We start from the raw sequence: 23421 nt of genomic DNA, 5'->3' as shown, positions 1-23421 counted from the left end.
CTTCCTAGCGTGGACGGTGTGAACAGCGCACTGACCGCCACGGCCGCCGGGTTCGGCACCGGCCTCTCCCTGATCGTCGCCATCGGCGCCCAGAACGCCTTCGTCCTGCGCCAGGGCGTCCGCCGGGACGCGGTACTCCCCGTGGTGGCCATCTGCGCCCTCTCCGACGCGGCGCTCATCGCGCTGGGCGTCGGCGGGGTGGGCGCGGTCGTGGTGGCCTGGCCCTCGGTGCTCACCGCGGTCGGGCTGATCGGCGGCCTCTTCCTGATCGGGTACGGCTGCCTCGCCGCACGCCGGGTCCTGAAACCGTCGGCGCTGACCGTGGAGGCGGGGGCGGCGGGGGCGGCGGGTGTGCCGGGCGGGGCGGGCTCGCGGCGCCGTGCCGTGCTCACCTGTCTGGCGATGACCTGGCTGAATCCGCATGTCTACCTGGACACCGTGTTCCTGCTCGGCTCCATCGCGGCCGACCGCGGGCCCTGGCGCTGGACCTTCGGCCTCGGTGCGGTGATCGCCAGCCTGGTCTGGTTCGCGGCCCTCGGGTTCGGCGCCCGGCTGCTCAGCCCCCTTCTGGCCCGGCCGTCCGCGTGGCGGGTACTGGACGCTCTGATCGCCGCGACGATGATCGTGCTCGGGGCCACGCTGATCGCCGGGGTGTGAGGAGGCCGGTCGCGGCGGGCCGCCTCCGCCTGAGCCGCCCGCCCCGGTCGTGCCGGCCGCCTCGTTCGCCCCGGTGGACGACGGCGACGGCCAGCAGACCGAGCCCGAGCCCCGCCGCCGTCTGCACCCCGAAGGGCTCACCGAACATCAGCGCGCCCCACACGGCCGTCACGGGCGCCATCAGGAACATGAGCGTGTTGACCGCGGTCACCCCGGAGCGCCGCAGGATCAGCCAGTACAGGCCGTACCCGCCGAACGTGGAGAGCGTCACCAGCCACACCACCGCCGTCCAGAAGGACGCGTCGGCCGGGGGCGTCAGGCCGCCGCCGACGGCGGCGAGGGCCGTGAACACGACGGCGCTGGTGACGGCGTGCACCGTCATCGACACCATCGGGCGGACGTCCGCACGGGACCTGCGGTCCAGGAACGTCGCCGCGACCAGGCTGAGCATGCCGAGGAACGGCACGAGGTACGCCCACCACGCGACGCCCGTCGCGGCGCCCGCGTCGGCCGTCGTGACGACGGCGACCCCGGCCACGCCCAGCCCGAGCCCGAGCCACTGCGTGCGCGACACCGCCACGCCCAGCAGCGGGCCGGCCAGCGCCCCGGCCACCAGCGGCTGCGTACCGTCGATGAGAGCCGTGGTCCCGCTGGAGACGCCCAGCTCTATCGCGTAGTAGACGGTCAGCAGGTAGCCGCTCTGTGAGAGCAGCCCGACGCCGGCCTGCCGGAGCAGGTCACGGGGGCCGAGGCCGCGCCAGGAGGACCGGGCGGCGGTCAGGGCGACGACGCCGAGGACCAGGGCCAGCGGAACGAAGCGCCACATGAGGAGCGTGACCGTGGGGGCGCTGCCCGCCCCGAGCTTCGCCCCGATGAAACCGGAGCTCCAGGCTCCCACGAACGCGATCGACAGAAGGATGTTCACGGCGCCACGCACCTCCAAAACTAAACCGATCTGTATACCTCTTGGCGCCGAGTATACAGATCGGTCTACAATGGGTGGATGAGCAGCACGGACACCCCCCGCCGCGTACCGCTGACCCCTGCGGCCCGCCGCGCCCTGGCCGCGGCCGGGCGACTGTTCTACGAGCGCGGCATCCACGCCGTCGGCGTCGATCTGATCGCCGCCGAGGCCGGTGTCACGAAGAAGACGCTCTACGACCGGTTCGGCTCCAAGGAGCAGATCGTCGTCGAGTACCTCGCCGACCGGGACGAGCGCTGGCGCGCCTGCCTCGCCGCCCGCCTCGACGCCTGCGCGGCACCGCTGGACAGCGTTCTGACCGTCTTCGACGTGTCGCGCGAGTGGATGGACGCGAACAGCCCCAGGGGCTGCAGCATGGTCAACGCCCACGCGGAGATCGACGACCCGTCGCACCCCGCGTACGCGATCATCACCGGCCAGAAGCGGTGGATGCTCACCCTGTTCACCGATCTCGTACGCCCGCTCGCGCCCGACGCGGCCGACTCGCTGGGCCGGAGCCTGATGCTGCTCCACGAGGGCGCGCTCGTCGCCTTCGGCCTGCGCATCTTCCCCGGGGCGCTGGAGCACGCCCGCGAGCAGGCGGCGGCCCTCCTGGCGCGCTGACCGGACACCCTCCGGCCGTCTCCGTCTCCGTCTCCGTCTCCGTCTCCGTCTCCGTCCCCGTCCACGGACCGACCCACCGCGCGAAGATCGCACCGCATCGGCGATAGTGAACCCCTGATCGAAAGATGTATCTAGCAATCAGGATGGGTGTGGACACCAGCAGGGGCAGTGCGGACGACAGTGCGGAACCCCGGACCGAGACCGGAACCGAGGCCGGGACCGGGACCGGGACCGGGGGACCCTCCCGCCCCGCGGATCCCGGCGACGGGGAGAGGGACGGGAACGGACCGCGCAACGGGTGGCGCCGCTGGGCCATGGACACCCGGCCGCTGCGCCGCCCCGCGTACCGCCGCCTGTGGTCCTCGACCATCGTCACCGCCGTGGGCAGCCAGCTCACCGCCGTCGCCGTACCCAAGCAGATCTACGACATCACCGGATCCTCCGCCTGGGTCGGCTACGCCAGCTTCGCGGGACTGCTGCCCCTCGTGGTCTTCGCGCTCTGGGGCGGGGCGATCGCGGACACCGTGGACCGGCGCAAGCTCCTCCTCGTCACCAACACCGGCATCGCCGTCACCTCCCTGCTCTTCTGGATCCAGGCCGTCACCGGACTCGGCTCGGTGGCCGTCCTGATGGTGCTCCTCGCCGTCCAGCAGGCGTTCTTCGGCCTCAACTCCCCGGCCCGGCAGGCGTCCATCGCCCGGCTCGTACCGAAGGAGGAGCTGGCCGCGGCGAACGCGCTCGGCTCGACCGTCATGCAGACCGGCCTGGTAGCGGGACCGCTGCTCGCCGGAGCGCTCATACCCGTCGTGGGCCTGCCCGAGCTCTACCTGATCGACGCCGTGGCCCTGTGCGCCACGGTGTGGGCCGTCTACCGGCTGCCCGCGCTGCCGCCCCTGGCCACCGCCACGGCGGCGGCCGGCCGGGCGGGGCTGAAGGGCATCGCGGAGGGCTTCCGCTACATCTCGCTCAACCAGGTGCTGCTGCTGTCCTTCCTCGCCGACATCATCGCGATGGTGTTCGGCATGCCCCGCGCGCTCTTCCCCCAGCTCGCCGCACAGACGTACGCGCCGTACGGCGAGGGCCTGGCGCTCGGCCTGCTCTTCGCTGCGGTCCCCATCGGCGCGGTGCTCGGCGGACTCATGTCGGGCACCTTCTCGCGGGCGCGCCGGCACGGCCTCATGGTCATCGTCGCGGTGGTCGCGTGGGGACTGGCCATCACCGGGTTCGGGCTGAGCGCCAACCTCTGGGTGGCCGTGGCGTTCCTCGCCGCCGCCGGAGTCGCCGACATGGTCTCCATGGTCTTCCGCGGCGCCATCCTCCTCTCGGCCGTCACCGACGAACTCCGGGGCCGGATGCAGGGCGTCTTCACGGTCGTCGTCGCGGGCGGCCCACGACTGGCCGACGTGCTGCACGGCACGGCCGGATCGGCGCTGGGTGCCCGTACGGCGGTCGCGGGCGGCGGCCTGCTAGTCGTCGTCTCCATGCTGGTCCTGGCGGCGACCATGCCCGCGCTGCGCCGCTACAGCGCCAGCACCTGAGGCACCGCCAACGAATTACGTCGCTTCCGTGCGCGCGGCGAACTAGCCTCACCGTTCATGAACGCCTTGCGGACGATCCATGACGTGCCCCTCTTCTTCTGCGCCGCCGAGGGCGAGCCCATCGGTAGCGAGAGGGACGCCCTGGACGTCATCGGTGAGGCCTCCTACCAGGGCGCGCGGTGGGCCGTCGTCCCGGCCGAGCGGCTGGACGAGACGTTCTTCCGGCTCAGCACGCGCGTCGCCGGGGACATCGTCCAGAAGTTCGCGAACTACCGCCTCGGACTCGTGGTCGTGGGGGACATCTCCCCTCACACGGCCGACAGTTCCGCGCTGCGCGACTTCGTGCGGGAGTGCAACCGGGGGCGGCAGACGTGGTTCGTCGCCGACGCGGACGAGCTGGACGAGCGGCTGAAGGGCTGAGGGGCTGAGGCCCCCGGGGGGGGACCCTAGCCCTGGACGCCCGCCGCGGCCTGCGCGATCAGTTCCTGGAGGTACAGGCCGCGGCGGGCGTCCAGCTCGCCGGACACCCCCGTGCGCACCGCCGAGGCGAAGGCCTGGCGCAGGACCGGCCAGCACTCGTCGTGGTCGAGGTCCGCGTTGTCGTACACAAGGCCGGAGCGGGGGCCGAACAGCTCGACCCGCATGATCCCGGGGTCCACGGCGACCGAACCGGACAGTGAGGCCTGGCTGACCGCGCCGCTCTCGTGCTCGCAGGTGAGCTCCACCCACCGACGCGGATCGCCGGTGCCGCGGACCCGCACGACGGGGCCGACGGCGGCGTCCAGCAGGTCGAGGATGTGGGGCCCGATATCCAGCAGCGCACCGTGCTCAAGACGCCAGGGGGTCGCGAAGTCACCGCCGAGGAAGGCGCCGCTCAGCCCGGCCGAGCGGGCGCCCGACACCTCGATGTCCCGCGCGGCCCGTATGAACTCCTGCGCGACGGGGTGATAGCGGTTGGTCAGGACCACCTGCGAGACGACACCCGCCTCGTCGATCGCGTCGACGAGCCGCCGCGCGGACGGTACGTCGAGGCCGATCGGCTTCTCCAGCAGCAGGGCCTTGCCCGCCTTGGCCGCCCGCGCGGCGAGGTCCGCCTGAATGTCCGGCGGCACCGCGAAGGCCACCGCCTCGCACCGGTCGAGCAGCTCCTCGAAACGCGCCACGGCGACGGCTCCGTACGGCTCGGCGGTCTCCTGCGCCGCTACGGGACGCCGCGCCCACACCGCCGTCAGCTCCGTCTCGGGCCCGGCGGCGAGTACGGGCGCGTGCACGCCACGCGCCCAGGGACCGGCGCCGACCAGGCCGACCTTGACGGGGGAGTGGGGCCAGGAGGAGACGTTGTCGGCCACGGGAGTCCAATCTGCGCGGGTTCATTGCCGGAAGCGGCGACCGTAGCAACGACCTGAGCCCGCGGGCGCGGTGGGGCTGGTCGCGCAGTTCCCCGCGCCCCTGGGTGATTCAGCCCCTCCGGCGTTTGAGGAGCGGGGGTTCGGGGGCGGAGCCCCTGAGCCGTTGTCGGGAACGGGTAGGGGCGGCGGGGGCGAAGGAATCGGGGCCTACGCCGGACGCAGCCAGATCGTCGCGAGCGGCGGGAGGGTCAGACGGATGCTGGCCGCGCGACCGTGCCACGCCACCGCCTCCGGCTTCACGGGACCGGCGTTGGAGACACCACCCCCGCCATACCGCCCCGCGTCCGTATTCAGAACCTCCCCCCAGACAGGCACGTCATCAGGCACCCCGAGCCGATACTCGTCCCGCACCACCGGCGAGAAGTTGGAGACCGCGAGCAGCGGCGCCCCGTCCGCCGCGAAGCGCAGGAACGCGAAGACGTTGTCCTCCGCCGCACCACCGTCGACCCACGCGAACCCGGCGGGATCGGTGTCCCGCTCCCAGAGCGCACCGGCCGCCAGGTACTGACGGTTCAGCTCGCGCACGAGGTCACGTACGCCCCGGTGGTCGGCCTCCGCCCCGTACCCGGGATCCAGCAGGCCCCAGTCGGGCCCGTGCGCCTCGGACCACTCGGCGCCCTGGGCGAACTCCTGCCCCATGAAGAGCAGTTGCTTGCCGGGATGGGCCCACATGAAGCCCAGGTAGGCGCGGTGGGTGGCGCGCCGCTGCCACCAGTCGCCGGGCATCTTCGACACCAGCGCCTGCTTGCCGTGCACGACCTCGTCGTGCGAGATCGGCAGGACGTAGTTCTCGCTGTACGCGTACACCATCGAGAACGTCATCTCGTCGTGGTGGTACTTGCGGTGCACGGGCTCGTGCTTGATGTACTCCAGCGAGTCGTGCATCCAGCCCATGTTCCACTTCAGCCCGAAGCCGAGGCCGCCGTCGCTGGTCGGCCGGGTCACGCCGTTCCAGGCGGTCGACTCCTCCGCGATGGTCACGATCCCCGGCACCCGCCGGTACAGCGTCGCGTTCATCTCCTGGAGGAAGGCCATCGCGTCGAGGTCCTCCCGGCCGCCGAAGACGTTCGGCGTCCACTGACCGGAGTCACGGGAGTAGTCGAGGTAGAGCATGGAGGCCACCGCGTCGACGCGCAGCCCGTCGATGTGGAACTCCTCGCACCAGTACACGGCGTTGGCGACGAGGAAGTTGCGCACCTCCACACGGCCGTAGTCGAACTCGTACGTGCCCCAGTCCGGGTGCTCGGCCCGCCGGTCGTCCCCGGGCTCGTACAGCGGCTCCCCGTCGAAGCGGCCGAGCGCCCAGTCGTCCTTCGGGAAGTGCGCGGGCACCCAGTCCATGATCACGCCGATACCGGCCCGGTGCAGCGCGTCGACGAGGTACCTGAAGTCGTCCGGGGTGCCGAGCCGTGAGGTGGGCGCGTAGAAACCGGTGACCTGGTAGCCCCACGAGCCGCCGAAGGGATGCTCGGCGACCGGCATCAGCTCGACATGGGTGAAACCGAGGTCGTTGACGTACGCGGGCAGCTCCTCCGCCAGCTGACGATACGTCAGGCCCGGTCGCCAGGAAGCGAGATGGACCTCGTACACGGAGAACGGCGCCTCGTGCACCGGAGTGTCACCGCGCTGCTCCATCCACCGCCCGTCGTTCCACTCGTAGTGCGAGGCGGTGACGACGGACGCCGTGTCCGGCGGTACCTCGGCGCGGCGGGCCATCGGGTCCGCCTTCAGGAACCGGTCGCCGTGCCGGGACGTGATCTCGAACTTGTACCGCGCACCCTCACCGACACCGGGCAGGAACAGCTCCCACACCCCGGCCGCGCCCAGCGAGCGCATCGGGAACTGCGTGCCGTCCCAGAACGTGAAGTCACCGGCGACCCGCACCCCTTGCGCGTTCGGCGCCCACACCGTGAAGCGGGTCCCCGCCACACCCTGGTGCTCCATCGGCTCGGCGCCGAGGGCCCGCCACAGCTGCTCGTGCCGGCCCTCGCGCACGAGATGCAGATCCAGCTCACCGAGCGCGGGCAGGAAGCGGTACGGATCCTCCACCTCCAGCTCGACACCGCCCGCGTATCTGACCACCAACGTGTACTCGGGAACCGCGTCGAGGGGCAGCACCCCGGAGAACAGACCACCGCCCTCGCTGTCCAGCAGCATCCGCAGCCCGTCCGGCAGCGCCACCGCCACGGACTCGGCGAACGGCCGCAGCGCGCGGACCATGACACCCTCCGCCACCGGATGCGCCCCGAGCAGCGCGTGCGGATCGTGATGGGTCCCCGACAGCAGCCGCTCCCGGTCCGCCACCTCCATCGAGGACACCGGCGGTCGCCCGCCGGGTCCCCCCGGCCCCGGTTCGCACGGACCGGCCTCGACGGGCCGGACGTCCTCGGACTGCGGCGGGGTCAGGGGTACGGAGATATCGCGGGCTGCCACGGTTTTCAGCCTCCTTGAGCGCTGTGGAAGGAATGGAAGGAAGGGACCGGCGTGTGCGGACCGCCGGACGGGGACGGGGCGTGCTCGGCGAGCCGGGCGATCGCCGCCATCGGCACGGGCAGCCAGTCGGGCCGGTGCCGTGCCTCGTACAGGGCCTCGTACACGGCCCGGTCGGTCTCGTGCGCCCGCAGCAGCTCGCGCTGCGCACGCGGATCCCACCGCGCCTGTACGGCGTAACCGGCGCAGTAGGCGTCACGGCAGCGGAGTGCCCACTCCGGACGCCACGGACGGCGGCTGCGGGCGGCGTAGTCGAAGGACCGCAGCATGCCCGCGACATCGCGTACGGGGGACTGCGGCTGCCGGCGTTCGGCGATGGGCCGGGCCGGCTCGCCCTCGAAGTCGATGACGGACCAGCGTTCCTTGGACCACAGCACCTGACCGAGGTGCAGATCGCCGTGGATCCGCTGCACCGGACGACCCGAGTCGAGGGCGGCCAGCTCGTCGAAGGCGCCCCGCAGCCCGGCCACGTACGGCAGCAGCTGCGGCACCGAACGGCTCGTCGTGTCCAGGCGCTCGATCATGGCCGCCGCGAGTCGTCCGTTCCCGTCCGCGGTCGGCGCGCCGAGGGCGAACGCGGCGGCCAGCGCGAGGTGCACCTCGGCGGTCGCGCGCCCCAGCTCGTACGCCTCGTCCCGGAAGTCCCGGCCCGCGGTGAGCGCTCCGAGTGCCAGGGTCCAGCCGTCGACGGCGTCCGGCAGGAACGGCTGGAGCACGCCGAGCGTCGCGGGCTGCGGCTCCGAGGTACGGAACCACGCCACGGGGGCCGGTACCCGCGTGCAGCCCTGGCGGGCCAGGGCCCAGGGCACCTCCAGGTCCGGGTTGATGCCGGGCCGGACCCGCCGGAAGATCTTGAGGATGTACGCGTCCCCGTACACCAGGCTGGTGTTGGACTGCTCGGCGTCGAGGAGACGCGGTGTCAGACCGGCGGGGATCGCCACCTTCGCGTCCCGCTCGAACCGCAGCGGGCCCGCCGTGCCCGGCGTGCGCAGCCGCTCCAGGAGCAGGTCCGCCGACCGCGGTTCCTGGAGGGCGTCGTACACGGTCAGACCGGCCAGCGGCCCGCGGCTCGCGCGTCCGATGCGCGCGTGCTCCAGCCGGGGAGGCAGGACCTCCCCGACCCCGAGGAGCAGTTGGTAGCAGTCCCCGGGCCGGGACGGCGAGGAACCGTCCCCGGTGCCGACCAGGAGGTGCAGGCACGCCGGATGCAGCTCGGTCACCGAGAGCAGGGAGAGGTCCGTGACCCGTCTGCCCCTGCCCGCGAACCAGCGTTGCTCGGGCAGCCACGCCTGGAGCAGGTCGGCGAGCGATGTCAGCAGGTGGGCAGGACTGTGGCCGCTGGGGCGGGGTGCTACGACCTTGCGCATGTCGACCCGTCCTTTCAGGAGCACACCGTCAATCGGCGACCGGTGAGTGGAGTGGCGTCCTTGCGGAGGCGGAACCAGTAGAAGCCGTGGCCGGCGAGGGTGAGGAGGTAGGGGAGTTCGCCGATGGCGGGGAAGCGGACGCCGCCGATGAGTTCGACGGGGTGGCGTCCGTTGAAGGTCTGGAGGTCGAGTTCGGTGGGCTGGGCGAAGCGGGAGAAGTTGTGGACGCACAGGACGAGGTCGTCCTTGTATTCGCGCAGGAAGGCGATGACGGCGGGGTTGGAGGAGGGGAGTTCGGTGTAGGTGCCCAGGCCGAAGGCGGGGTTCTGTTTGCGGATTTCGATCATGCGGCGGGTCCAGTGGAGCAGGCTGGAGGGGTTGCTCATGGAGGCTTCGACGTTGGTGACCTGGTAGCCGTGGACGGGGTCCATGATCGTGGGGAGGTAGAGGCGTCCGGGGTCGCAGGAGGAGAAGCCGGCGTTGCGGTCGGGGGTCCACTGCATGGGGGTGCGTACGGCGTCGCGGTCGCCGAGCCAGATGTTGTCGCCCATGCCGATCTCGTCGCCGTAGTAGAGGATCGGTGAGCCGGGCAGGGAGAGCAGGAGTGCGGTGAAGAGTTCGATCTGGTTGCGGTCGTTGTCGAGGAGGGTGGCCAGGCGGCGGCGGATGCCGATGTTGGCGCGCATGCGGGGGTCTTTGGCGTATTCGGCGTACATGTAGTCGCGTTCTTCGTCGGTGACCATTTCGAGGGTGAGCTCGTCGTGGTTGCGGAGGAAGATGCCCCATTGGCAGCCGGAGGGGATGGCGGGGGTTTTCGCGAGGATTTCTGATACGGGGTAGCGGGATTCGCGGCGGACGGCCATGAAGATGCGGGGCATGACGGGGAAGTGGAATGCCATGTGGCATTCGTCGCCGCCGGCGGTGTAGTCGCCGAAGTAGTCGACGACGTCTTCGGGCCATTGGTTGGCTTCGGCGAGGAGGACGGTGTCGGGGTAGTGGGCGTCGATTTCGGCGCGGACTTGTTTGAGGATCTGGTGGGTGGCGGGGAGGTTTTCGCAGTCGGTGCCCTCTTCGGCGAAGAGGTAGGGGACGGCGTCGAGGCGGAAGCCGTCGATGCCGAGGTCGAGCCAGAAGCGGAGGGCGGAGATGATTTCTTCGACGACGGCGGGGTTTTCGAAGTTGAGGTCGGGTTGGTGGGAGAAGAAGCGGTGGAAGTAGTACTGCTTGCGGATGGGGTCGAAGGTCCAGTTGGAGGCTTCGGTGTCGACGAAGATGATGCGGGCGTCGGCGTATTGCTGGTCGTCGTCGGCCCACATGTAGTAGTCGCCGTAGGGGCCGGTGGGGTCGTTGCGGGAGGCCTGGAACCAGGGGTGCTGGTCGCTGGTGTGGTTCATGACGAAGTCGATGATGACGCGCATGCCGCGTTGGTGGGCGGCGTCGACGAATTCGACGAAGTCGGCGAGGTCGCCGAATTCGGGGAGGACGGCGGTGTAGTCGGAGACGTCGTAGCCGCCGTCGCGGAGGGGGGATTTGAAGAAGGGGGGCAGCCAGAGGCAGTCGACGCCGAGCCATTGGAGGTAGTCGAGTTTGGCGGTGAGGCCTTTGAGGTCGCCGATGCCGTCGCCGTTGCTGTCCTGGAAGGAGCGGACGAGGACTTCGTAGAAGACGGCGCGTTTGAACCATTCGGGGTCGCGGTCCTTGGCGGGGGTGTCTTCGAACTTGTCTTCGACGGGTTCGTTGACGGTCATGTGGGTGACCCTCCGGTGGGCGGTGAGGACGGTCGCAGGACGGTCAGTACGTGTGCGGCCCGGTCGCCGGGCGTCAGGCGTACGTAGTTGGTCCTGCCCCAGGGGTAGATCTCGCCGGAGAGCTCGTCGCGCACCGGGAGTGAGTCGTGCCAGTCGAGGCCGAGTCGTGGCATGTCCAACGAGACCGTGGCTTCCTGGGTGTGGTGGGGGTCGAGGTTCACGACCACCAGAACCGTGTCGGTGCCCTCGCGTTTGCTGTACGCGATCACGGCGTCGTTGTCGGCCCGGTGGAAGTGGAGGTTGCGGAGCCGGCGCAGCGCGGGGTGGGCCCGCCGGATCCTGTTCAGCGAACCGATGAGCGGAGCGAGGGAGGTGCCCGCCCGTTCGGCTGATTCCCAGTCCCGTGGCCGGAGCTGGTATTTCTCCGAGTCGAGATAGTCCTCGGTGCCGGCCCTCGCCGCGGTGTTCTCGCACAGCTCGTATCCCGCGTACATCCCCCAGGTGGGCGAGAGTGTCGCCGCCAGTACGGCCCGGATCTCGAAAGCGGGCCGGCCGCCGTGCTGCAGGAACTCCGTGAGGATGTCGGGGGTGTTGACGAAGAAGTTGGGCCGCATGTGGGCGGCGGCGTCACCGGAGAGTTCGGTGAGGTATTCGGTGAGTTCCTCTTTGGTGTTGCGCCAGGTGAAATAGGTGTAGGACTGCTGGAAACCGATCGCGCCGAGCGTGTGCATCATCGCCGGGCGGGTGAACGCCTCGGCCAGGAAGATCACATCGGGATCGGTGCGATTGATCTCCCCGATCACTTCCTCCCAGAACATGACCGGTTTCGTATGCGGATTGTCCACGCGGAAGATCCGCACCCCGTGGCCCATCCAGAACCGCAGAATGCCGAGTGTTTCCTCGATCAGGCCCGGCATGTCCTCGTCGAAGGCGATCGGATAGATGTCCTGGTACTTCTTCGGCGGGTTCTCCGCGTATGCGATCGTGCCGTCCGCCCGGTGCTGGAACCATTCCGGGTGCTTCTCCACCCACGGGTGGTCCGGGGAGCACTGGAGGGCGAAATCAAGGGCGACTTCGAGTTTCAGAGCGGTCGCGGTGCGCACGAACGCGTCGAAGTCGTCGATCGTGCCGAGGTCGGGGTGGACGGCGTCGTGCCCGCCCTCCGGTGAGCCGATCGCCCACGGCACCCCGACATCCTCGCGATGTGCCGAGAGGTTGTTGTTGGGGCCTTTCCGGAAGGTCGTGCCGATGGGGTGGATCGGCGGCAGGTAGACGACGTCGAAACCCATGGCGGCGATCGCGGGCAGCCGCCGGGCCGCCGTCTTGAACGTACCGCTGACCGGTGGCTTTCCGGGCTCGACCTCCGCGCCCTCAGAGCGCGGGAAGAACTCGTACCAGGAACCGAAAAGAGCCCGCTCCCGTTCCACCAACAGGGGGAGCGCGGCCGACCGGGTGATCCGTTCCCGCAGCGGGTGGTCGGCGAGTGCCGCGTCCACGTCCGGGGTCAGGGCGGCGGCGAGACGGGCGGACGGGGGCCGGGAATCGTCGCGCAGGGCGTTCGCGGCGGTCAGGACCGCGGCGCGGCCGGCGTCGTGCGGCACTCCGGAGGCGGCCCGCTCGTACAACGCGGCACCCTCCTCCAGGACCAGGCCCACGTCGAGGCCGGCCGGGATCTTTATGCGGGCCGACCGGCGCCAGGCGGAGACGGGGTCCGACCACGCCTCCACCCAGTAGGTCCACTCGCCCACGGCCGTGGGCGTGACGTCGGCGCCCCAGCGGTCCGTACCGGGGGCCAGTTCCCGCAGGGGAGTCCACGGGCCGGTGCGCCCGTCGGGGCCGCGCAGCACGACGTTCGCGCCGACCACGTCATGGCCCTCGCCGAACAGCGTGGCGGTGACCTGGAAGGTCTCACCCACCACCGCCTTCGCGGGGCGGTTGCCGCGGTCGACGGCCGGACGGACATCGACGACGGGGACGCGGCCGATCGGAACGACGGTCGTGCGGCCAACAGGGGGGACGTGGCCGCCGGCCGGGTTCTCGGTCATGTGATTCATCTCCGTCGTCGAGGTCCTTGTCCGGTCCGTGGTCGCCCACGGGGCGAAGGGCATGTGTTCCTAGGTCGCGGGGCTCACCGCGAGTCCGTCGGAATGCCCTGGAATCGCGCCGATCGGCGGGCCGTACCTGGCCCGTTCGCGGCGCCGGGCCGAAGTGGCCGACACATAGCGCTCTGCGGCCTGCACGGCCTCACGTGCGCAGCGTTTGCCCATGAGGACGCAGAGCGTGTAGCCCGTGTCCTCGAAATTGCCTCGCGCGCCATGGTCGGCGGGGGCCGCGAGCATCATGCGTTCCCAGGCCCGGTAGCGCTCCAGCAGCCTGGCGACCTCGTCTTTGGCAGGCAGCAGCATCTCACTGGTCACCTTCCATTCCCTCGGATGCGCACGGTTCGCCCGGTTGTGCGTAAGGACCGTGCACGCGGAGGCGCCGGCCGACTGCTGCGGCCGACACCCTCACTCATGGTGCACGTGCGGCCACCCAACGTCCTGTTGTCGTTTCAACGACATCGGGTCGGCGCTCCGGTTGCACGAATGGAGTACCGCTCGCACGCTGGGAATGACTCAGAAGCGATCACTGCTCACGCTCCGCTGTCGGAGCCCGTCCCGCCGGGGCGAGATGAGGAGCGAGAGCTTCGCCGGTTGCCGGTGAGGAGCCAACGACGATGAAGACCGTAGTCCCCTGCTACTACCACCTCGACGTGGAGGTCAGTCCGGAGCGGGTCGATCAGGTCAGCCGCATTCTGGCCGCCCACCTCCGGTACTGGAACCTGGAGAACCTCGTCGAGCCCGTCTGTCACTGCGCCGAGCTGCTGCTGCGGACGATCGACGCCCACGCGACGGACAAGAACACCACGCTGGAGATGTGGTGGAACGGCCAGCACCTGATCACCGCCATCGCGGACATCGACGGGAAGTCCCACCCGGAGTCCGCGACGCGGGGATGGCTGGCCCGTGTCGCCGCGCTGAGCGACGGCTGGGGGTGCTGTGCCACGGGCGACGGCGGACGGATCGTCTGGTTCTCCCGCCGGGCCCGCGCCATGGAGCGCGCCCCGCTGGTCCCGACCGCACCCGCGCCCAGCCTGCGCGAAGCCCGGCACGCGCCCCGCGAGCTGCCGGTACCGGTCCTGGCGGCGCCGGTGCCCGAAGCGCCGCTCGTGGGTGCGGCGCCCGAGTAGTGACGACACATCGGCCCGCGACCGCCTCCCCCGGTGGTCACGGGCCGGTGTCCTGCCGTACGCGGGGGTCGGGCCGACCGGACGCCGTATACGCGGCCCCGGTCGGCCGTTGACCCGATCAGGCGATCCGGACCTCCCCGTACGGGACCAGTCGCACCGGACCCAGGAGGCCGTACGCCGCCCGGGTCAGGCCGCCGTACACGGCCGGGTCGCTGACCCGCAGGCGGTTGGCGAGCGGGGTGGCCACCTCGACCTCGATGGTGTTCGTACCGCGTTCGAGCAGGCCGCCGAGGTCCACCACGGGGTGGATCTGGTCGACCGGGTCGAGCCGGTGGCCGTTGACCGTGACCCGGCAGGTGTCCGTGACCGAGCCCAGCTCCAGACGTGCGCCGTGCCCGCCGGTCCAGCCGCGGCCGAGCGTGACGGTGGCGCGGTAGCGGCCGATGCCCGAGACGTCCGCCAGTTCGGGGATCTGCGACCAGGGCACCAGCGCGTCCAGTGTCAACTCGTGCTCGACGACGGTGGTCCTGGTCGCCGAGGCCCCGGGCCGCCAGTCCTGCACCCTCAGACGCCATGACGTCAGTTCCATCGGCTCCGGGATGTCCTTCAGCGTGACGCTGACGGCGCGTCCCCTGGAGAGCGAGGTCCGGTACGTGCCCGAGGCCGTGGCCCGGACGGTGAGACCCGCGTCGGTGAAGCGCACCTCCTCGGCCTCGCCGGCGACGGCGTACGGGCGGGAGCCGTTGCGGTCACCGAAGAGCCCCGGCCTGCCGATGGCCACGACGAGGGTCTCCGCGGGCTGAAGGGTGACCCGCACGGTGACCGAGTCGCCGTCCTCGGTGTAGCGGGCGACGCGCTCCGCCTTCCCGGTCCACGGATCCAGCAGGTACGGCACACCCTTGGCCGTGGTGCGGTGCAGGGTGACCTCGTGGTCGATCGCGGCGACCGCCGGCTTGACCGTCTCGGCGTGCTTGCCGTTGCACAGATAGTAGTAGTCGACGCCGTCGGCCACCCGGTGCGCGTTGAGGAGGGTCGACGCACTCGCGTACGTGACGTCGGGCCGCACTCCGAGCGCGGTGAGCGCGTCGCCGACCAGGGTCTTGTCGGTGACCGTGCGGACCAGCGGCCGGGCCAGCAACTCCTTGACCACGGACTGCAGTTCGGCGCTCTCGCCGGTGTCCGGGAGCCCCGGCGGCACCACCGTGTCCCAGGCGCCGAGCAGCACGATCGGCAGTCCGGCCCGGCTGAACCGCAGCAGGGCGCGCGCGTCCCGCAGGGCGAGCGTCACCGTGGACCCGTAGAAGAAGTCGCCCTCGACGAACAGGGCCTTGTACGCGGGGCCGTCCGGTGCGAGCCGTCCCTTGCGCACGACGGCGGAGGGCAGGTCGAGGAGCGGGCCGCTGAGGAACTGGTGGCTCCAGCCGAGGGTGACGCCCGTCGAGGTGAACCAGGACGCGCCGATGCCGGTGGCCGTGTAGCCGGTCTGCCGGAACACCGCCACGTCCGCCTTGGCCCTGCCGGTCTGCAGCACCTGGTGGACCCGGCCGAGGTAGCCGGAGACGTCGGAGACGTGCTTCCAGGTGGGATGTCTGGGACCCCAGGACTCGCCGTACCCGGCCACACCCTTGTACGGGGTGAAGGCCGCGTATCCGGGCCACTTGACGCCGGGGAACTCGGCGTAGGAGAAGCCGTGGACGACCGTCTGGTTGACCCCGGCGGCATAGGCGCCGCCCATGGTGCGCAGGAACCTCTGCCAGGTGGTGCTGTACGCGCCGCCCGCGTAGGCGCCGGCCTCGCACGAGAGCACCGTGTTCCCGGCCATGTCACGGCCGCCGGCCAGGCAGCGGTAGTCGTCGAGGTTCTTGAAGCCCAGTGACTCGCCCTCGGGGATGTCGAGGATCGCGGCCGAGGCGATGGCGTCGGTCTGCAACCCGTAGGGCTGCGACCGCAGTTGCAGACCGAGCGAGTGGGCCCAGGTGCGCAGTGCCGTGACGTGGTGCTTGTTGAAGAGGGTGGAGACCGTCTCCCAGAAGTCGTGCCGGATCTGGCGGGTGACGGCGGCCTCGAAGGCGTACACCTGGTTGCTGTTGTCCAGGACCAGGGCGGGCAGCAGCGGCAGCAGGGAGCGGCCGGTGTGGTCGCGGAACGCGTCGGGCAGGCCCGGTGTCCACTGCAGTCCGTCGGTCTCCAGCTCGATGGAGTCCTCGAAGAGCGCGCCGCCGGAGACCTTCAGCAGTCGGCGGACGGACTTCGTGAGGATGTGCTTCTCCCAGAAGTCGGTCACCGCGCGCGTGCCGGCCGCGCTGAAGTGGTCGACGACGTAGGCGGGCGGGTCGGTGTGCGGTCCGGCCTCCGGGGTCTGGCCCGAGCCGCGTACCCAGTACGAGATCACCACCCAGGTGCCGTCGTCGGGCGCGGTCCAGTCGAGGGCGCCGCCGGTGACGGTGGAGGTGAGGTCGCGCACCGAGTCCAGGTCGAGGCCGGTCTCCTTACGGGTGGAGTTCGCGGTGTTCACCCGGGCCGCCTGCACCAGGAGCAGCCGCCGCGCGGTCACACCCGGCGCGGCCTCGTGCACGGGCTCGGGGACGGGGCCGGAGAACGAGGCGCCCGGAGCCAGGGTGGCCGCTCCGTGGGCCAGTTCCTTGACGGCCGCGTCGCTGTCGGGGGTGATGCCGGGTACGGCGGCGGGCCAGCTGGGCCCGACGGTGAGGTCCACGGTGAGACCGCGACGGGCGGCCTGGCTCAGCGCGGCCTCGACTCCCGCGACCCAGGCGGCGGTTCCCCAGCCGCGGCGGGCCGTGTCCAGGGAGGAGGTGTCGCTGACGCTGTGGTGGACGGCGGCTATCTCGGCACCGCCGAAGCCCGCGTCGGCGATCTGGTCGATCTCCCGTCTGATCTCGTCCGGCTGCACCAGGCCGTCGGGCCACCACCAGCGGAACTTCGGGCGCACCGCGCGGCCCGGGTCGGCGAAACGCGGGGCGGAGGAGCCGGTGGCTCCCGCGGTGGCGGCCGAGGCGCTGCCGGGCGCCGCCCGGTCGAGGACGCCGGCGGCGGCTGCCGTGGCCGCCGCCGCGGCGAGGACGGTACGGCGCGGGAGACCCGCCCGGGGAACTGCGGTGTGGTCGTTCATGGTTCTTGTCCACTCTTGGAGCTCGGAGGGCAGCACAAAGAGGACCCCCTGAAGGGCCCGGGGAGTTGAATCGTTTTAATCGCTGCGACGCTGCGAAAGTAAGTCGCTCGATCAAGAGGCGTCAAGAAGCGCGTACGACACAAATTCTCCCGCGCACGGTCACGAGACGTGGTCGGAGGCGGTCGGCGCAGTCTTAGGACGGATTCCCGCGGCGGATGTCCTCGACCTCGCCGAAGCCGCCCGTCGGGCTCCAGCGCAGGCGCGTGAGCCACTCGGTGGACGATCTCGTGAACAGCAGGTCCTCGGTGCCGGGCACGGACGCGGCCTTCTCCCAGCCGTCGAAGTCCTCGGTCGACTTGGTGTCCCAGGCCGCCAGTTTCCTCGTACCCACCGCCGCGACCGACTCCGTCGGCGGTTCGCCGTCCGCGCAGTACACACCCCAGTCGGCGATCGCCGTGACCGTGTCGCCGAAGGCCTTGAGCGTGATGCTCTGGCAGGCGTCACCCTCCGTCGCGTACACCAGACGGGGCCTGCTCCACGGTCCGCCCGCGGTGTTCTTGTGCTGCTCCATCAGCCCGCGCCCGGCCGCGTAGTACATGCCCACGCGCCCGCCGTCTGACCACGGGATGTCCGCGACGAAGCGGGCGTGCGACGGGGCGGGTGAGGCGCTGCGGGATTCCCCCGTGCCCTCGCCGCCGGCGCCCGCGTCCGTGCTCCCGCAGGCGGCGGTGCAGATCAGGAGCGCCGCCGCTGCCGCCGTCGCCGCCCGGAGCGACCAGTGGGCGCCCTGTACTCGTCGCATGTGTCTCCCCAGGCTCCCGGCTCCCGGCTCCCGGCGCGTGGCACGAGGTGCCGGCGCCGGATCACCCGAAGACGTTGTCCGACTCGTCCCAGCTGAGGGGATCGTTGGCGGGCGCGGGCGGCAGGGCCCGGGGAGTGCGCGACGACGACTGGTACATCGCCTCGATCTCGGCCGCGTACCGCTCCGCGATGGCGTCCCTGCGCAGCTTCATCGATGGCGTGAGCAGCCCGTTGGCCAGGTCGAACGCCTCCGGCAGCACCCGGTACACCCGGATGGACTCCGAGCGCGACACGGTGGAGTTGGCCGCGCCGACGGCACGGTTGATCTCCTCCCGCAGGGCGTGCTCCTCGCGCAGTTCGCGGTCGTGGGCGTCACCCGGCACCGCGTGCACCGAGCGCCAGTGGGCGAGGTACTCGGGGTCGAGGGTGATCAGGGCCCCCACACACGGCCGGTTGTCCCCCACGACGACCGCCTGGTGGACCAGCGGATGGACCCGCAGACGCTCTTCGAGAGCGGCGGGGGCGACACTCTTGCCGCCGCTCGTGATCACGATGTCCTTCTTGCGGCCGGTGATGCTCAGATAGCCCTGTTCGTCGAGCCTGCCGATGTCACCGGTGGCCAGCCAGCCGTTGTACAGCGCGGCCCGGTTGCCCTCCTCGTCGTTGACATAGCCCTGGAACACCGACGGCCCCCGGACGAGGATCTCCCCGTCCTCGGCCACATGGATGTCCGTGTCGGGCAGCGGCTGTCCCACCGTGCCGAACTTCTCCCGGCCGACGGGCTGGGCCGTGATGCCGCCGCTCGTCTCCGTGAGCCCGTAACCGTCGTGCACGAAGATGCCGATGCCCGCGTAGAACAGGGCCAGGTCACGGTTAAGGGGCGAGCCGCCCGAGACGGCCCCGCAGACCCTGCCGCCGAGGGCCGCCCGCAGCTTGCGGTACACCGTCTTCTCGTAGACGGCGTGCTGCAGCCGCAGATCGAGGCCGGGGCCCGCACCGGTGCCCAGCCGCTGCCGCTCGGCCGCCGCCGCGAACTCCTGCGCGGTACGGACGGCACGCTCGAACAGGGCGCCCTTGCCCGCCTCCTCGGCCTTGCGCAGGAAGTTCTTGAACAACTTCTCGAAGACGAACGGCACCGCGTAGACATAGGTGGGCCGGAACGACAGCAGGGAGTCGACCAGTGTCTGCGCGCGCAGATCGGGTTCGTGGCCCATGAGGATCCCGCCGCGCATGCACAGCCCCTGGATCATGAGGCCGTACACGTGTGAGAAGGGCAGGAAGGCCAGGACGGCCGGCTGCTGCCCGGGCGGCGCGGCGGTGTGCCCCCATCCGGCCAGCAGGGTGTCGCACGGGCTCGCCAGGCTGCTGTGGCTCAGTGCGCAGCCCTTGGGATGCCCCGTCGTGCCCGAGGTGTAGGCGATGACGGCCGTCGAGTCCGGCAGCACGATCCGGCGCATCGACTCGACCGTGGTGACCGGCACCGACAGGCCCGCCTCGGCCAGGTCCGCCAGCGCCCCGGCGTCGAGCTGCCAGACGTGCCGCAGGGCGGGCAGCGTGGCGCACACCGAGCCGACCGTCATGATGCCCTGCTCGTCCTCCACCACCACGGCGACGCAGCCCGCGTCCTTGAGGATCCACGCGACCTGCTCGTGCGAGGAGGTCGGGTAGATCGGGACGATCTCGGCGCCCACCGTCCACAGGGCGTAGCTGAGCACCGTCCACTCGTAGCGGGTGCGTGCCATGACGGCCACCCGGTGGCCGGGGAAGATCCCGGCCGCGATGAAGCCCCGTGCCACGTCCACCACCTGGTCCCGCAGCTCGATCGCGGTGACCTGCGACCAGGCTGCGGGAGAGGTGTCGGAGCGGCGTGCCAGTTGTGGCAGGAAGGGATCGCGTTCGGCTGTCTCGAAGAGACTGTCCGCGAGCCCTCCCTGCATCAGGGGCGAGGCCTGTCTGGATACTTCCAAGGGGTGCATGTGCCGCTCCAGAATCTCCTCAGAGCGCCCCTCCGATGGAGTCCGGAATCGAGGGCGTTCGAAATCTAGCCCACGACGGCGGGAGTTGGGTCACGAACGGACGATCGGCCTGTCCTGATCTCGTTGCGCTGCGCCACCGAGCCACTTCAGACCGTCGAGCAGAAAACGGTTCTGGGAGGCACTGGCGAAGGTGGACGACAGCGGGGTGTCCGTCGCGTAGTCCATCGCGTTGTGACCGACGTTCGCGTACAGCATCCGGTACTTCGTGTTGGTCCACAGAACCGGGTAGTAGCCGCTGTACCAGGTCTGGTTCGGATCAGTGCCCACCGGGAAGCTGCTCTGATCGATGGAGGCCAGGATCCTGATGTCCGGATTGCGTCGTAGGTCGTTCGACCAGCTGTACCACTCGTTGACCGGCGACGCGAAGGTGGCGGGCAGGCCGCCGGTGGCGGGGTGGGTGCGGTCCTCCACGCGCAGAGTGGCCGACGTCGGGCCCCAGGTGTTCGACTTGAAATTGCCGCTGCCGAGGAACTGCTGGTGGTACCAGGGCCATTGCTGCGCCTCGGTCGTGAAGGCGCAGACGTGGAAGCCCAGCCAGCCGCCGCCCGCGCGCATGTACCGCTCGAAGCCGGACCGCTGGGCGGCGCTCTGCGGCAGGTCGTCCAGGAAGAGGACGACCTGGTACGCGTCGACGCCCCCGTTGGCCAGCAGGTTCCAGTTGGTGCTCGCCGTGTAGGTGAAGCCGTTCTCGGCGGCCCGGGCGGGGAACCACTGGTTGGCCTCGCGGACGAAGCTGATGTGCGCGGCGTCCCACGTGCCGCTGTAGAGGGCGAGCACCTTGAAGGGGGCCGCCTTCGGTGCCGTGTCCCGGGCCGCGTGGGCGGGTGGCGCCGCCAGTCCCAGCAGGGTGGCCAGCAGCACGAGCAGTTGCAGGGCGATGCGTACCGGTCCGGACGTTCTGATGCCGTCGTTCATGAGGTGCCCCTTCCTGGCGGCTTCCCCGTGTGTGGTCACGGGTAGCTGACGAGATTGGCGACGTTGGTCGCGGAGTTGGACGGGCCGCCGCGGTCGTTGACGACGTGGCGGATCGTGCCGGTGCCGCCGAGCGAGACCGTCACCATGCTGCGGAAGCGCACGTTCGCCGAGTTCGGCGCCTCGATGGCGTGTTCCGCGGTGACGGCCGGGTTCACGTTGAAGTAGCAGTAGCTGCCGAAGCCGTACACCTGGTGGCCGGTCACGGAGTTGGCGACCTTGTAGGCGGCGTAGCCCTGCGTGGAGCCGTTCATCCAGGCCGCCTGGTTGGGCGGGTCGTAGGGCATCTCGTTCTGGTAGAAGTACGTGCGCCCGCCGTTGCCGTTCCAGATCGTCTGGTGCTTCTGGTAGTGCTCGACGAACAGGCCGTACATGGTGACGTCGTCGCCGTTGACCACGAGCCCGGTGTCGGCGGTGTTGGTGTTCCAGCCGACGCCGTTGCCGTGGTCGGCGCGCCAGATCCACAGATGGTCGCCGATGACGTCGTCGCTGTTGACCGTGAGACTGGTGGTGGCCTTGCCGACGGCCGCGCCGCCGACCCGGAAGAACACGTCGTGCAGGGAGCTGGGGTTGCCGCCGTGGTCGGCGGAGGAGCCGCCCGGGCCCATCTCCAGGAGCTGCGCCGAGTTGGTGGTGCCCGCGTCGAAGAGGATCCCGGCGAGCTTGACGCCGTCGACGTCCGCGACCGTCATCGCCGTGACGCCGTTGTCCGGGATGAACGTGGCGAGGCCGAGGCCCAGTACGACGGTGTCGGGGCGGGTCACCTTCAGGGTCTGGTTCAGGTGGTAGACGCCCGGGGTGACCAGCAGGTTCTTGCCCTGCGCGAGGGCGTCGTTCAGCTGTGCCGCGCTCGCGCCGGGCTTGACGACGAAGAAGTCCGACAGGGGCAGCGAGGTGCCCGCCGGGGTGCCGGCCGCCCAGGTGGTGCCGCGTGAGTCGGTGCGTACGGCGGGGACGAACACCTTGTACGCGCCGGCCGAGTCGACGTACAGGAAGGGCTTCTCACGGGAGACGGGTGTGCGGTCGACCGTGGTGTACGGGGGGCTGGGGAAGGTGTTCGCGGGGGCGTTCTGGGCGCCGACGAAGACCATGTTCCAGTTCGAGCCCGTCCAGCTCGACCAGTCGGTGTTCCGCGACAGCCACTGCTGCTGCGAGCCCGACCTGACCTGTCCGTCGATCTTCGTGTCGGCCATGAAGCCGCCGCTCGACCAGCCGCCGTCGTCGAGCTGGAGGTTGCCGCGCAGATGCATCCGGCGGTACGGGGCCGCCTGCGAGACGGCCCAGCGGTCGGTGCCGGAGGTCGGTGTGACGGACAGGTTCTCCGCCGAGCGCCAGAAGTTCTGGGTGGCGTTGCCCTGGAACCAGTCGGCCTCGGCGTGCACCGCGCCCCGGATGGTGACGTCGTCGGGGGAGAGGCCGAGCCCCGCGACCTGGGTGTAGAAGCCGACGTTGGCGTTCGCGTCGTAGGTGCCCGGCTTGAAGAGGAAGGCTTTGCGGGCCGTGCCGAACTGATTGGTCTCCTGCTGGGCGAAGGCCGCGTTCAGGCTGTTCTGGACGGTGGCGGCGGGGGTGGACGGGTCGAACACGGTGACGTTCGGGCCCAGGTCCGGTGTGCCGGGCGGCTGCTGGACGTCCCCGGGGTCGACGCGGAAGGACTGGGCCGCGGAGCCGTTGCAGGTCCACTGCTGGAGCTGGACGCCGTCGGCGGTCGACGCGCTCGGCACGTCGAGGCACTTGCCGCTGTTGCGGTTCACGAAGTGATAGGTCGCCCCGCCCGCGTCGGCGACCGGCTGCCACTGCTGGTTCGTCCCGCCGCCGTACGTCCACAGCTGCACGGGCGCGCCGTCGGCGGCCGAGACGTCGGCGACGTCCCAGCTCTTGGTGGCGTCGGCTCGGTTGTCGACCCGTACCCGTCCGTCGGAGGTGTCGCGCAGCTGCCACTGCTGGGCCTGGCTGCTGTTGCACGCGTACTGCTGGACGGCGGTGCCGTCGGCCGTCCCGGCGCCCCGGGCGTCGACACACTTGCCGCTGCCCGCGTTGACGACGGTGGCCCAGCCGGTGGGGAGGGCTGCGGCGGCCTGTTCGGCCCGTGGCGCGGGCGGGGCCGCGGCCACGGCGCTCGCCGCCGACGCCACCAGGGCGAGGGCGGTGAGCAGGGTGGGTATCCGGCGGCGGCCCGGTGCTCCGGTCGATCTGGTGGATCCGGTCGGTCTGAACACGGATTCTCCTGTGCGTGGGGGGTGGGGGGTGAGAAGACGACATTCACGAACGAGTTCACGGACGTGAACAGTGGGCGCATTCGTGGAATCTCGGCGATCGGTGAACCTAAAGGTCTGAACCAAGCGCGTCAAGATGTGAAGCAAAGACAGTCGGCAACAGCCGGAGATCCGTGAGGAATTGAAGGCGGCACGGTCTCTGGAGGAGCGGTCCGCGGGACCCGTCATTACGATGAAGGAGAT

16 protein-coding genes and 1 pseudogene are annotated in these 23421 nt (G+C 70.6%); 5 read left to right on the top strand and 12 right to left on the bottom strand.

Annotated features, from left to right (window positions below):
- Window positions 1-18: 18 nt before the first annotated feature.
- The gene (locus tag K3769_RS20435) at window positions 19-657 is read left to right on the top strand and encodes a LysE/ArgO family amino acid transporter (protein WP_267027841.1); all 639 of its coding nucleotides are present in this window, start codon (window positions 19-21) and stop codon (window positions 655-657) included.
- On the opposite strand, the gene K3769_RS20430 is transcribed toward K3769_RS20435, so the two are convergent.
- Window positions 557-1582 (bottom strand): DMT family transporter, encoded by a 1026-nt coding sequence (locus K3769_RS20430; RefSeq protein ID WP_267027840.1) that lies wholly within the window; start codon window positions 1580-1582, stop codon window positions 557-559. The genes K3769_RS20435 and K3769_RS20430 overlap by 101 nt on opposite strands.
- A gap of 78 nt (window positions 1583-1660) precedes the next feature.
- Between K3769_RS20430 and K3769_RS20425 the strand changes: the two genes are divergently transcribed.
- From K3769_RS20425 to K3769_RS20415, 3 genes are all read left to right on the top strand, one after another.
- The gene (locus K3769_RS20425) at window positions 1661-2242 is read left to right on the top strand and encodes a TetR/AcrR family transcriptional regulator (protein ID WP_267027839.1); all 582 of its coding nucleotides are present in this window, start codon (window positions 1661-1663) and stop codon (window positions 2240-2242) included.
- Between the two features lie 125 nt (window positions 2243-2367).
- The gene (locus K3769_RS20420) at window positions 2368-3780 is read left to right on the top strand and encodes an MFS transporter (RefSeq protein ID WP_267027838.1); all 1413 of its coding nucleotides are present in this window, start codon (window positions 2368-2370) and stop codon (window positions 3778-3780) included.
- Window positions 3781-3837: 57 nt separating this feature from the next.
- On the top strand, window positions 3838-4200 hold the full coding sequence (locus K3769_RS20415; RefSeq protein ID WP_267027837.1) for a DUF4180 domain-containing protein: 363 nt from the start codon (window positions 3838-3840) through the stop codon (window positions 4198-4200).
- A gap of 26 nt (window positions 4201-4226) precedes the next feature.
- Here K3769_RS20415 and K3769_RS20410 read toward each other — a convergent pair whose 3' ends face one another.
- From K3769_RS20410 to K3769_RS20385, 6 genes are all read right to left on the bottom strand, one after another.
- Window positions 4227-5129: a Gfo/Idh/MocA family protein gene (locus tag K3769_RS20410; RefSeq protein WP_267027836.1), complete on the bottom strand. Its 903-nt coding sequence runs from the start codon at window positions 5127-5129 to the stop codon at window positions 4227-4229.
- A 207-nt stretch (window positions 5130-5336) separates the two neighbouring features.
- Window positions 5337-7499 (bottom strand): 1,4-alpha-glucan branching enzyme, encoded by a 2163-nt coding sequence (gene glgB / locus K3769_RS20405; RefSeq protein WP_267031467.1) that lies wholly within the window; start codon window positions 7497-7499, stop codon window positions 5337-5339.
- A gap of 128 nt (window positions 7500-7627) precedes the next feature.
- Window positions 7628-9046, bottom strand: a complete 1419-nt coding sequence (locus K3769_RS20400) for a maltokinase N-terminal cap-like domain-containing protein (RefSeq protein WP_267027835.1) — start codon at window positions 9044-9046, stop codon at window positions 7628-7630.
- A 14-nt stretch (window positions 9047-9060) separates the two neighbouring features.
- Window positions 9061-10794 (bottom strand): maltose alpha-D-glucosyltransferase, encoded by a 1734-nt coding sequence (treS, locus tag K3769_RS20395; protein ID WP_267027834.1) that lies wholly within the window; start codon window positions 10792-10794, stop codon window positions 9061-9063.
- Entirely contained in the window at window positions 10791-12839 is a 2049-nt protein-coding gene (locus K3769_RS20390) for an alpha-1,4-glucan--maltose-1-phosphate maltosyltransferase (protein ID WP_267027833.1), read from the bottom strand. Before K3769_RS20390 ends, treS begins: the two co-directional genes overlap by 4 nt.
- A 69-nt stretch (window positions 12840-12908) precedes the next feature.
- Entirely contained in the window at window positions 12909-13199 is a 291-nt protein-coding gene (locus K3769_RS20385) for a DUF5133 domain-containing protein (protein WP_267031466.1), read from the bottom strand.
- Between the two features lie 311 nt (window positions 13200-13510).
- On the opposite strand from K3769_RS20385, the gene K3769_RS20380 reads away from it, so the two are divergent.
- Complete coding sequence (locus tag K3769_RS20380) at window positions 13511-14023, top strand: pep a2 (protein WP_267027832.1); 513 nt, start codon at window positions 13511-13513, stop codon at window positions 14021-14023.
- Between the two features lie 118 nt (window positions 14024-14141).
- Here the strand turns inward: K3769_RS20380 and K3769_RS20375 are convergent, their stop codons facing one another.
- The 5 genes and pseudogenes from K3769_RS20375 to K3769_RS20355 all read right to left on the bottom strand — a co-directional run bounded on the left by K3769_RS20375 (window position 14142) and on the right by K3769_RS20355 (window position 23181).
- On the bottom strand, window positions 14142-17153 hold the full coding sequence (locus K3769_RS20375) for a glycosyl hydrolase (protein WP_267027831.1): 3012 nt from the start codon (window positions 17151-17153) through the stop codon (window positions 14142-14144).
- Between the two features lie 193 nt (window positions 17154-17346).
- Window positions 17347-17955 carry a hypothetical protein gene (locus tag K3769_RS20370; protein WP_267027830.1) on the bottom strand — a complete coding sequence of 203 codons (609 nt, stop codon included), beginning with the start codon at window positions 17953-17955 and terminating at the stop codon, window positions 17347-17349.
- Window positions 17956-18016: 61 nt separating this feature from the next.
- Window positions 18017-19930: an AMP-dependent synthetase/ligase gene (locus K3769_RS20365; protein WP_267027829.1), complete on the bottom strand. Its 1914-nt coding sequence runs from the start codon at window positions 19928-19930 to the stop codon at window positions 18017-18019.
- A gap of 129 nt (window positions 19931-20059) precedes the next feature.
- Window positions 20060-20905, bottom strand: a pseudogene (locus K3769_RS20360) (ThuA domain-containing protein); the annotation flags it as partial.
- A 35-nt stretch (window positions 20906-20940) separates the two neighbouring features.
- Window positions 20941-23181, bottom strand: a complete 2241-nt coding sequence (locus K3769_RS20355) for a pectate lyase-like domain-containing protein (protein ID WP_435369366.1) — start codon at window positions 23179-23181, stop codon at window positions 20941-20943.
- Window positions 23182-23421 lie beyond the last annotated feature (240 nt).

This window comes from Streptomyces ortus (assembly GCF_026341275.1).
GTDB lineage: Bacteria > Actinomycetota > Actinomycetes > Streptomycetales > Streptomycetaceae > Streptomyces > Streptomyces ortus.
This window is presented reverse-complemented; position numbering and strand designations above follow the sequence as displayed.